The organism is Inhella sp. (assembly GCF_041912635.1).
GTDB lineage: Bacteria > Pseudomonadota > Gammaproteobacteria > Burkholderiales > Burkholderiaceae_C > Inhella.
Window position 1 is genome coordinate 53,171 of sequence record NZ_JAYRMO010000010.1, and the last position, 10,557, is coordinate 63,727.

Sequence of the window (10,557 nt, forward strand, 5' to 3'; positions counted from 1 at the left end):
CAAGTGCAAAAAAAAAGGGGGGCGAGCCCCCCTTCTTTCCTAGCTTGCAAGTTGCTGCTTACTTGCAAGAGCCGGGCATCAACTCGCCAGGCGTGCCGGTGCACTTCCAACTCGAAATTTGTCCGATGCTCCCGGGGGTGATATTGCCCGCTGGCGTGAGAGTAACCGTCACAGTCTGACCGTCAATCGAGCCCGAGGCCGTCACGAGGCCGCTCGTGCCGTTGACGGTAACCGAGCTGACGTACTTAGTTGCGGAAACGCTGTTGGCGCAAGTGGAATAGTCGCTGCCACCCGACTGCACCATCTCGGTCACGCAGGTCCGCATGCCCGAAGCGGCCAGCACCACTTCAGAGGCTTTGGCCCGCTTCGTATAGTTCTGGTAAGCCGGCAGCGCCACCGCCGCCAAGATACCGATGATCGCCACGACGATCATCAATTCGATCAAGGTGAAACCTTGTTGAACGCGCTTCATGGAAGACTCCTTCATGGAAGCTAGGGTTGAGGACAGCCCTTTCAACGCAGGGCTCATGCCAAGTGTAGGAAGGCGAATTCCGCAGACTTTCTCACGGTTTCCCTGAGACGCCGCGTCCATGCTGACAAATTTTGTCAGCACGACTGACATAAGGTGTCACCCTAAGCCCAATATTTGACCAACGAGCAGCGGCCTCGGCGCCACCGGCAGGCCAACCTGCGCGGCCAACTGGGCCATCACGGCCTGGGTTTCACCGGGCTTGATGTGGGTGATCCAGACTTCGATGCCTACGCGCAGGGTGTGCAGCTGGCGCAGTTCGGGCACCAGCGTGCTTGGACAGTGATGGCGACTGACGCGAGCCAAGTCGAGTTCTTCGTCGCCAAAGGCGGCCTCAATGATCAATTGGCGCACGGGCAGCTCACGCAGTCGCTCCCACAGGGCTGGGTTGGGCCCGGTGTCTCCGGTGTAGATCGACCAGCGCTCTTCCTCCAGGGCTCGAATGGCGTAGCCGCAGGCGGGGACGGTGTGTGCCGCAGGCAGCACCTCCACCGACCGACCACTGACCAACTCCAGGCGCTGGCCTACCTCCAGGGGATGGAAGCTCAGCACCGGCTGTTCCGGGGACGGCAGGCGCGTGAAGTCCGGCCAAATCACTCCGTTGAACAGATGGGTCTGCAGCGCCTCAAGGGTTTCGCGCAGCCCATGGATCCGTATGGGCCCCGCCTGAGCGGCACGTCTGCGCCTCAGCACCGCATCGGCCAGCAATGGAATGCTGAGCACATGATCCAGGTGGGAGTGGCTCAGCAGCACTTGGTCGATGCGCGCCAACTGATCCAGGGGTAGGTCGCCGACACCCGTGCCGGCGTCGATCAGGACGCGCTCGTCGAGCAGAAATGAAGTGGTCTTGCAGCCGGCAGCGATGGCACCGCTGCAGCCCAGCACGCGCAGGCTCATGGGTCAGTTCGGGGAAAGCGGGCCGCCGGAAAACATCCGAGCCACTGTAGACCCCACCGAACTTAGACGCCGCGCAGTGCTGCACGCCCCTCCCCGTTCGCGCAAGCCGCGCTGACGAGGGGCGTGACAGGCATCACGCCTGATTGAACTGCATCTGCGTGCCCGCCAGTTCGATGACGTCGCCACTCTTCAGCGGCACGCCATCGGCGAGCATGGGCTGACCGTTGATCAGCGGACGCTGGCTGCCCTCGACATGGGAAAACACATAGCCAGTCGGGCGCTTGGTGATGGAGGCCACCTGGACGCCAGGCTTGCCCACCGTGGTCACCACCTTGGTCAGGGGCACTTCGCGGCCGGCCGCCGCGCCATTCAGCACCTTGATGCTGGCGGGGCCGGCAGAGCCCCCCAGACCACCGAAGCCGCTGGGCGAAGCCGGCCGCGGCGGCAGGCTGGGCGGCATCTCGCCGGGCTTGAGCAGCATGGTCTTGTCGTAGTCCATGTGCTCGTCGGCCAGAAATTTGATCTTGTACTTGCCAATCTCCACCACATCATTGGGGCGTAGCTGCTGCTTCTTGATGGCCTTGCCGTTGATGTAGGTGCCGTTGGTCGAGTTCAGGTCCTCGATGAACACTTCAGCGCCGATCATCTGCAACACCGCGTGCTCACCACTGACCGCGAGGTTGTCGATCACGATGTCGTTGTACGGGCGCCGCCCCAGGCTGGTGCGGTCCTTGGTCAGTTGGACTTCCTTGATCACCACGCCGTCTAGCGACAACACCAGTTTGGCCATCGGGTCCTCGATTGGTTTTTGTGAATGGAGGCAGTTGGCGCGAGGCCTTATCGACGGCCCAGGCCCCACCAGGATCTGGGCTCCGTCCGCCCCTGCGGGCCAACGCGTGCCAAAACGGCTGTGATGTTATCCCGCCCGCCCTGCTCATTTGCGCCGGCAATCAGCTGGCGGGCTGCATCCGCGAGGTTGGCGCTGCGCTGGCACAACGCAAGCAGTTGGCTGGGATTGAGCATGTCGGACAGTCCGTCCGAGCACAGGATGAACTGGTCCCCGGGTTGCAGGGGGTGGAATGCGATGTCCACTTGCACTTGTTCTTCCACGCCGACCGCCCGCGTCACCAGATTCTTGTGCAAGGCGACGGCCGCCTGCTCCGGCGTGATCAAACCGGCATCCAGTTGCTCCTGCAGCAACGAGTGATCGCGCGTGATCTGTTCCAGCTTGCCGTCGCGCAGACGGTAGGCCCGGGAATCTCCCACATGAGCCACGCACACACCTTCCGGCCGAAACACCGCCATCACCAGGGTCGTGCCCATGCCGGCGTAACGGGCGTTGCTGTTGGCTGCCGCATGGATGGCACGGTTGGCGTTGTCCACGCAGATTTCGACGGCGCGGCGCACGGCCTCCGGCGGTGCTGCGGCGGCGGCCTCCTTCAGCCAGCGCCCCAGCTCGGAGTGAAGGAAGCCCACGAGCATCTGGCTGGCCACTTCACCGGCGTTGTAGCCCCCCATGCCATCGGCCAGCACAGCCAGAGCGGCGTCGTTGTCGAGGGCGAAAGCGTCCTCGTTATTGGTGCGGGCCCGGCCCACATCGGTCAGGCCAGCCAATTCCAGAGGGTAGGGCAAGCTCATGGACGGGACGGCGGGAGGTTGTTTTGGATACGCTGGGTCGCGGCGAAGGACTGGGGCGATGGTGCCGCAGGGGTGGGCTCGGGGGTCAGGGCCTCCCCGGAATCGAGGGGATCGAGCTGGGCCAACACGGTCTCCAGATCTTGCGCCAGATCCTCACCACTCGAATAACGCAACTCAGGGCGTTTTTCCAGGGCCAGTGCGAGCACCATCGCCAGCGCCTCCGGCAGGCCGGGGCGCAGTTCGCGCACATCGGCCACGCGCTCATTGGCAATTTCGTACATCAGTCGCGCCATGGATTCGCTCTGGTGGGGCAGCCGGCCGCTGAGCAGCTGGTACATGACGGCGCCCAGGGCATAGAGGTCGCTGCGGCCATCCACGGTCATGCCCGCGAGTTGCTCGGGCGCCATGTAGCTGGGGGTGCCCAGCACCAGGCCGGTACGGGTGCGGCTGCCGTCCGCGATGCGCGCAATGCCGAAGTCCATGATCTTGACCGTACCGGAGGCGCGGTCGTACATGATGTTGGCGGGTTTGATGTCGCGGTGGATGACGCCCTGGCGGTGCGCATGATCCAGTGCGCGCGCCACGCGGATGGCGATCTGCAGCACCTCACGCACCGGCAGCAGGTTGCTGGGGTGGGTATGGTGACTGAGATCGCGACCATTCACCAGTTCCATGGCGATCCAGGCGTCGCCCCCGCTTTCTCCGATCTCGTACACCTGCAGGATGTCCGGATGGGTCAACGCACGGGCAGCCCGCGCTTCGCGCAAAAAGCGCGCGCGCACGTCCGCCAGGTCCGCCGGGTCGTATTCCGCCGACAGCAGCAGCCGTTTGACCGCGATCTCGCAGCCGCGCTGGCTGTCAAACGCGCGGTGCACCACCGCCATGGCACCGCGCCCGAGTTCGGCACCGATCTGAATGTGGGCCGGCACCTCGGCCGACACCAGTTCGCCGCCCACCGGCATGGTGCTGCCCAGCGCTTGCGTGGTCATGGGCTGGGTGCTGAGGGCCTGCGTGCGCTGGTGGCGCGGCGCTCCGCCCAGCAGGCCCTTGATTTTGTTCAGCCAGCCCATGGCGTCAGGCCTGCGCCGGTGCGGCCCGGCGTGCGAACCATGTACCCAGCGCCCAGACCAGCACCGCCCCGAGGGCGCTGGCGACATAGGCCGACCAGACCGGCCAGTGCGCACGTAAATCCGCCAGCAGCGGATCGCCCAATGCCAAGCCGCCCGCAATCCAACCCAGCAGCATGCCGCCGGCCACGACGATGACGGGGAATCGATCCATCAGCTTGATCACCAGTTGGCTGCCCCAGACGATGATGGGAATGGACACCAGCAGACCGAAGACCACCAGGCTCATCTGGTGGCCCTGCCCCGCATTCTGGGCGGCGCCGGCAATGGCGATCACGTTGTCCACGCTCATCACAAGATCGGCCACGACGATGGTCTTGACGGCCGCCCAGAGTTTGTCACTGGCTTGGATGTTGCCATGGGCATCCTCGTCCTCGGGCATCAGCAGTTTGACGCCGATCCAGAGCAGCAGCGCCGCCCCGACAAGCTTGAGGGCCGGCAGCTTGAGCAGCGTGAGCGCAAAGAAGATCAGCACCACCCGCAGCACGATGGCCCCGAGCGTTCCCCAGAAGATGCCCTTGACGCGCAACTCCGGCGGCAGGCGGCGACAGGCCAGCGCGATGACGACAGCGTTGTCGCCACCCAGCAGGATGTCGATCATGATGATCTGGCCAACGGCAAGCCAGAACGTGGGGTCGGTGAGCCAATCCATGGGTGCAGGGCAGAAAAGAAAACGGGGGCCGCTCGGCCCCCGCAGGCATCAGCAAGCTCGCATTACAGCAGCGACTTGAGCAGACGGCCCATTTCGCTGGGGTTGCGGGTGATGGTGAAGCCACACTCTTCCATGATGGCGAGCTTGGCATCGGCGGTATCGGCACCACCCGAGATCAGGGCACCGGCATGGCCCATGCGCTTGCCCGGAGGGGCCGTCACACCAGCGATGAAGCCGACGATGGGCTTCTTCATGTTGGCCTTGCACCAGCGCGCGGCTTCGGCTTCGTCGGGCCCCCCGATTTCGCCAATCATGATCACAGCGTCGGTGTCCGGATCGTCGTTGAAGGCCTTCATCACGTCGATGTGCTTCAGGCCATTGATCGGGTCGCCGCCGATGCCCACGGCGCTGGACTGGCCCAGGCCGATTTCGGTCAGCTGGGCCACCGCTTCATAGGTCAGGGTGCCCGAGCGCGACACGACGCCGATGCGACCCTTGCGGTGGATGTGGCCGGGCATGATGCCGATCTTGATTTCCTCGGGCGTGATCAGACCCGGGCAGTTGGGGCCCAGCAGCAAGGTCTTCTTGCCGCCCGCCAGCTCCTTGGCCTTCATCTTGTTGCGCACTTCCAGCATGTCGCGCACCGGGATGCCTTCGGTGATGCAGATCGCCAGGTCCAGATCGGCCTCGACGGCCTCCCAGATCGCGGCGGCGGCGCCCGCCGGTGGCACGTAGATCACGCTGACGGTGGCGCCGGTCTGTGCGGCAGCTTCCTTGACGGTGCCATAGATGGGAATTTCGCTGAACTTCTCGCCGGCCTTCTTGGGATTCACGCCAGCGACGAAGCAGTTCTTGCCATTGGCATAGGCCTGGCAGCCCAGGGTGTGGAACTGACCGGTCTTGCCGGTGATGCCCTGGGTGATGACCTTGGTGTCTTTGTTGATGTAGATCGACATGTCTTGTTCTCCAGGGCTTACTTCACCGCAGCAACGATCTTGGTCGCTGCTTCGGCCATGGTGTCGGCACTGATGATGGGCAGGCCCGATTCGGCCAGCATCTTCTTACCCAGATCTTCGTTCGTGCCCTTCATGCGCACGACGAGCGGCACGCTGAGATTCACCGCCTTGCAGGCGGTGATGACGCCCTCGGCGATGGTGTCGCACTTCATGATGCCGCCGAAGATGTTGACGAGGATGCCCTTCACGCTCTTGTTCTTCAGCATGATCTTGAAGGCCTCGGTGACCTTCTCGGCGGTGGCGCCGCCACCCACGTCCAGGAAGTTCGCCGGCTCGCCGCCGAAGAGCTTGATGGTGTCCATGGTGGCCATGGCCAGACCGGCACCGTTCACCAGGCAGCCGATGTTGCCGTCCAGGCTGATGTAGGCGAGGTCGAACTTCGAAGCCTCGATTTCGGCCGGATCTTCCTCGTCCAGGTCGCGGTAGGCCACGATCTCGGGGTGGCGGAACAGCGCGTTGGCGTCGAAATTGAACTTGGCGTCCAGGGCAATGATGTTGCCCTTGCCGTCGCGGTTCAGCGGGTTGATCTCGACCAGCGAGGCGTCCGTGTCCATGTAGCACTTGTAGAGCTTCTGGCAGACGTCGATGAACTGCGCCACCGAGTCGGCCGGCATGCCGACGCCCTTGGCAAGCTCCTCACCCTGGGCCTGGGTCAGGCCGGTGGCAGGGTCGACGAAGACCTTGATGATCTTCTCGGGATGACTGTGCGCCACTTCCTCGATGTCCATGCCGCCTTCGCTCGACGCGATGAAGGCCACGCGCTGGGTGCCGCGGTCGGTCACGCAGGAGAGGTAGTACTCCTTCTGGATGTCCGCCCCCTCTTCAATGTAGAGGCGGCGCACCTTCTGACCTTCCGGCCCGGTCTGGTGCGTGATCAGCTGCATGCCGAGGATGGCTTCGGACTTCTCCTTGACCTCGTCGATGCTCTTGGCGACCTTGACGCCGCCGCCCTTGCCACGGCCACCGGCGTGGATCTGCGCCTTGACGACCCAGACCGGGCCGCCCAGCTTCTGCGCCGCTTCGACGGCTTCTTGCACGGTGAACGCGGGGATGCCGCGCGGCACCGGCACGCCGAACTGGCGCAGGATTTCCTTGCCTTGGTATTCGTGGATCTTCATGGCTGTGGGAGGGTTGGAGGAATCAGGAGTGGTGACCGCCTGCGGGGCGGTACCAACGGGGGTAGTAAGTTTGCACCACGTCACCATCACGTCGCAGGGCGTGGCAACGGTCGATCTGGAAAGGGGGCTGGTCGTCGCCGCTGCCTTCGCGGGTGTCCAACACCCGACCCGCAAAGGCCTGGATGACGGCCGTCGGCAGCACCGCCGCCAGTTCGGTGAGATGGGTACAGCCGCGCGTGCCGGTCAGGCGCTCCTTCAGGCCGGCACGAAAGCCCTTGAGCAGGTTCAGGCCGGCGAGCTTGGCATAGGCATCGCCGTGCTGGTCGCACTGTCCGGGGTAGGGCATGGCCAGGGTGCTGGAGCCGGCAGCGTGGATCTGGAGGTGGCGGTCCACGACCAGCCAGAGCTGCATGTCGTGAATCGGGTGGCCGGCCGGTCGAATGCCGGTGGCCAGGCGCATGTCGTGAGCCTTGACGTCGCTGAGCGAGGCTTCGACATCGAACAGGCCATCGGCGCGCTCAAACACCTCTATAGCCAGGTTGCGGCGGTGCAGCAACTGGCGCTGGTTCGAGGGGGCGGGCGACAGCATGGGAATCGGGCGGACAGCAAAAAACCCCGACGCCGCAAGAAGTTGCAATCACGCGCGTCGGGGCTGGGAGCGAAATATAGCAGGGGGGATCTGACGCCGACCTGACCTCAGTCAAGTGCGTCGGACGAGGCGTCGAAGCGCGTCAGGCGCAGCGCCAGGCCCTGGGCGAACCCGCGTGAAACCAGAAAGCGCACCCGGCGCGCGCGCTCCTTGGCATCGCCCGGCGGGTCCTCGCCAAAGCGGCGCAGCAGCAGGGCCTGGGCGCGCTCTGCTTCGCTGGCCTGCACCTGCTCCCAGGTTTCGCCCTCGGGCTTGAGGCCCTGCTGCGCCAGTTCAGCCGCAAGGCGTCGGGCGCCCAAGCGCGGCGAGCGGGTGCGCAGGCGGCTGTCGATGTAGCGGCTGTCGCTCAGCCAGCCCTCGCGCGCCAGTGCGTCCAGGAGCAGGTCCACTTCGGCTTCGTCCGGCGGCGCAGGGGCCTCTTCATCCGGCTGTGCTGCGGCCCGCTGGCGCCGCAGCGCGCTGAGCAGCTTGCGGCGCAGTTCGGTGCGGCTGTGCTCGCGCAGGGACAGATAGCCCAGCGCCCGCGCCCGCAGGCTGGGAGCCGGGCGCCTCAGGCCCACAGGGCCGGGTCCAGCGGCAGGCCGGGACGGGCGTCGGGCGGCGTCAGGCTGCGCCCCGGCAGGCCTTCGCGCCAGGCCGGGGCCTCGGTGGCGTCGCTCCAGTACTCATCGATCTGAGCAATCCATTCCTGCTCGAAGCGGAAATGGCTGTGCGCCCAGAAGGAGCGGCCTTCATGGTCGACGCGCACGAGGCTCAGCACGAGCTGCGGTGCCAGCCGGTGCAGTTCCAGCAGGTGGATGCTCCAACCTTCGGGGTACACCGCGTTCACATGCACGATGGCGGTGGGCCCGTCGAAGCGCTCGCGGGTGGCGCGCCAGCGGCAGCTGGCCTGCGGGTGCAGCAGCGCTTCGGCACCCGCCCAGTCGCGTGCCTCATAGCGGGCCCAGAACAGGCCGACCCGGCGCAGGCCGGGATCGGTCGGCAGCGCCTCACTCATTCGTCGGCGCCGGCCTCGCCCGCGGCCTGCGGCGCCACGCCCACCGCCTCCCGGATGCGGTTCTCGATTTCGAGCGCCAGGTCGGGGTTCTCGCGCAGGAACTCGCGCGCGTTGTCCTTACCCTGGCCGATCTTCTCGCCCTTGTAGGCGTACCAGGCGCCGCTCTTGTCGACGATCTTGTGCAGCACGCCCATGTCGACGATCTCGCCCTCGCGGCTGATGCCCTCGCCGTAGAGGATGTCGAACTCGGCGGTCTTGAAGGGCGGCGAGACCTTGTTCTTGACGACCTTGACCTTGGTCTCGGAGCCGATGACTTCCTCGCCCTTCTTGATCGAGCCGATGCGACGGATGTCCAGGCGCACCGAGGCGTAGAACTTCAGCGCATTGCCGCCGGTGGTGGTCTCGGGGCTGCCGAACATCACGCCGATCTTCATGCGGATCTGGTTGATGAAGATGACCGTGCAATTGGTCTTCTTGATGGTGGCGGTGAGCTTGCGCAGGGCCTGGCTCATCAGGCGCGCCTGCAAGCCGGGCAACTGGTCGCCCATCTCGCCCTCGATCTCGGCCTTGGGCGTGAGCGCGGCGACGGAGTCGATGACGATCAGGTCGACCGAGCCGCTGCGCACCAGGGCGTCGACGATTTCCAGGGCCTGCTCGCCGGTGTCGGGCTGGCTGATGAGCAGATCCTGCAGGTTCACGCCCAACTTCTGCGCGTACTGCACGTCCAGCGCGTGTTCGGCATCGATGAAGGCGCACACGCCGCTGAGCTTCTGCATCTGCGCGATGACCTGCAGGGTCAGCGTGGTCTTGCCGGAAGACTCGGGGCCGTAGATCTCGATCACGCGGCCGCGCGGCAGGCCGCCCACACCCAGCGCGATATCCAAGCCGAGCGAGCCGGTGGACACCACCTGGATGTCCTCAATGGCCTCGCCTTCACCCAGGCGCATGATGGAGCCCTTGCCGAACTGCTTCTCGATCTGGGCCAGGGCGGCCGCCAGGGCCTTCTGCTTTTCGGTGTTCATTGACTTAACGGGTGCGTCCATCGTTGCCTCCTGTGGGGGAGCGCATTATCACCACAGGACTGGATATTCGTACAGGTGTTTCCTGCTTCGGCATGGCCTGCAGGGGCCGGCTTCGCGGAGCAAGGAAACTCGGGAGCCGGGCGCAGCCGATGATATCGACCACCCCAGGGCCCGGCGGGCGGGCCGAGGACCTTGCACGATGCGAATACTGATTGCCGAAGACGATCAAGTGCTGGCCGATGGCCTGATGCGCGCGCTACGCGCCGCCGGGTACGCGGTGGATCAGGTGGCCAGCGGCAGCGAGGCCGATACGGCCCTGCTGACGCATGAGTTCGACCTGCTGATCCTGGACATCGGCCTGCCCAAGCTCAATGGCCTGGAGGTGCTGCGGCGTTTGCGCTCGCGCGGTGCCCTCAACGCCCATGTGCCGGTGCTGGTGCTGACGGCAGCCGACAGCGTGGAGCAGCGCGTGCAGGGCCTGGACCTGGGTGCGGACGACTACATGGCCAAGCCCTTTGCGCTGCAGGAGCTGGAGGCCCGCGTGCGGGCGCTGACGCGGCGCGGCCTGGGCAGCACCGGCAGCATCATCAAGCACGGCCCGCTGAGCTTCGATTCAACCGGCCGCGTGGCCTATCTGAACGAGCAGATGGTGGATCTCTCCGCGCGCGAGCTCTCGCTGCTGGAGGTGCTGCTGCAGCGCGCCGGCCGCCTGGTGAGCAAGGAGCAGCTGGTGCAGCACCTGTGCAGCTGGGGTGACGAGGTGAGCAACAACGCCATCGAGGTCTACATCCACCGCCTGCGCAAGAAGATCGAGCAGGGCCCGGTGCGCATCGCCACGGTGCGTGGGCTGGGCTACTGCCTGGAACGCATCGCCAACGATGCCTGATCCAGTGTTTGGAGCGCTGAGGCGGC

13 protein-coding genes are annotated in these 10,557 nt (G+C 65.4%); 1 reads left to right on the top strand and 12 read right to left on the bottom strand.

Annotation, left to right across the window (positions count from 1 at the left end; genetic code table 11):
- Nucleotides 1-58: 58 nt before the first annotated feature.
- From ACE3QP_RS07865 to recA, 12 genes are all read right to left on the bottom strand, one after another.
- Entirely contained in the window at nt 59-472 is a 414-nt protein-coding gene (locus tag ACE3QP_RS07865) for a prepilin-type N-terminal cleavage/methylation domain-containing protein (protein ID WP_374434975.1), read from the bottom strand.
- Nucleotides 473-628: 156 nt separating this feature from the next.
- Entirely contained in the window at nt 629-1,426 is a 798-nt protein-coding gene (locus ACE3QP_RS07870) for an MBL fold metallo-hydrolase (protein ID WP_374434976.1), read from the bottom strand.
- A gap of 133 nt (nt 1,427-1,559) precedes the next feature.
- Nucleotides 1,560-2,216 (bottom strand): FHA domain-containing protein, encoded by a 657-nt coding sequence (locus ACE3QP_RS07875; RefSeq protein WP_374434978.1) that lies wholly within the window; start codon nt 2,214-2,216, stop codon nt 1,560-1,562.
- Nucleotides 2,217-2,263: 47 nt separating this feature from the next.
- A complete protein-coding gene (locus tag ACE3QP_RS07880) occupies nt 2,264-3,064 on the bottom strand; it encodes a Stp1/IreP family PP2C-type Ser/Thr phosphatase (protein ID WP_374434979.1) in 801 nt (266 codons plus the stop codon).
- Nucleotides 3,061-4,134 carry a serine/threonine-protein kinase gene (locus ACE3QP_RS07885; protein WP_374434981.1) on the bottom strand — a complete coding sequence of 358 codons (1,074 nt, stop codon included), beginning with the start codon at nt 4,132-4,134 and terminating at the stop codon, nt 3,061-3,063. The genes ACE3QP_RS07880 and ACE3QP_RS07885 overlap by 4 nt, the downstream gene beginning before the upstream one ends.
- 4 nt (nt 4,135-4,138) lie before the next feature.
- Entirely contained in the window at nt 4,139-4,843 is a 705-nt protein-coding gene (locus ACE3QP_RS07890) for a TerC family protein (protein ID WP_374434982.1), read from the bottom strand.
- Nucleotides 4,844-4,905: 62 nt separating this feature from the next.
- Nucleotides 4,906-5,799, bottom strand: a complete 894-nt coding sequence (sucD, locus tag ACE3QP_RS07895; RefSeq protein WP_198112161.1) for a succinate--CoA ligase subunit alpha — start codon at nt 5,797-5,799, stop codon at nt 4,906-4,908.
- A 17-nt stretch (nt 5,800-5,816) separates the two neighbouring features.
- Nucleotides 5,817-6,977, bottom strand: a complete 1,161-nt coding sequence (gene sucC / locus ACE3QP_RS07900; protein WP_374434985.1) for an ADP-forming succinate--CoA ligase subunit beta — start codon at nt 6,975-6,977, stop codon at nt 5,817-5,819.
- Nucleotides 6,978-6,999: 22 nt separating this feature from the next.
- The gene (locus tag ACE3QP_RS07905; protein WP_374434987.1) at nt 7,000-7,566 is read right to left on the bottom strand and encodes a DUF2889 domain-containing protein; all 567 of its coding nucleotides are present in this window, start codon (nt 7,564-7,566) and stop codon (nt 7,000-7,002) included.
- Nucleotides 7,567-7,673: 107 nt separating this feature from the next.
- Nucleotides 7,674-8,186 (bottom strand): regulatory protein RecX, encoded by a 513-nt coding sequence (locus ACE3QP_RS07910; protein ID WP_374434988.1) that lies wholly within the window; start codon nt 8,184-8,186, stop codon nt 7,674-7,676.
- The gene (locus ACE3QP_RS07915) at nt 8,177-8,623 is read right to left on the bottom strand and encodes a hypothetical protein (RefSeq protein WP_374434990.1); all 447 of its coding nucleotides are present in this window, start codon (nt 8,621-8,623) and stop codon (nt 8,177-8,179) included. The genes ACE3QP_RS07910 and ACE3QP_RS07915 overlap by 10 nt, the downstream gene beginning before the upstream one ends.
- Nucleotides 8,620-9,666: a recombinase RecA gene (gene recA, locus ACE3QP_RS07920; protein ID WP_198112166.1), complete on the bottom strand. Its 1,047-nt coding sequence runs from the start codon at nt 9,664-9,666 to the stop codon at nt 8,620-8,622. Before recA ends, ACE3QP_RS07915 begins: the two co-directional genes overlap by 4 nt.
- A 178-nt stretch (nt 9,667-9,844) precedes the next feature.
- On the opposite strand from recA, the gene ACE3QP_RS07925 reads away from it, so the two are divergent.
- On the top strand, nt 9,845-10,531 hold the full coding sequence (locus ACE3QP_RS07925; RefSeq protein WP_198112167.1) for a response regulator transcription factor: 687 nt from the start codon (nt 9,845-9,847) through the stop codon (nt 10,529-10,531).
- Nucleotides 10,532-10,557 lie beyond the last annotated feature (26 nt).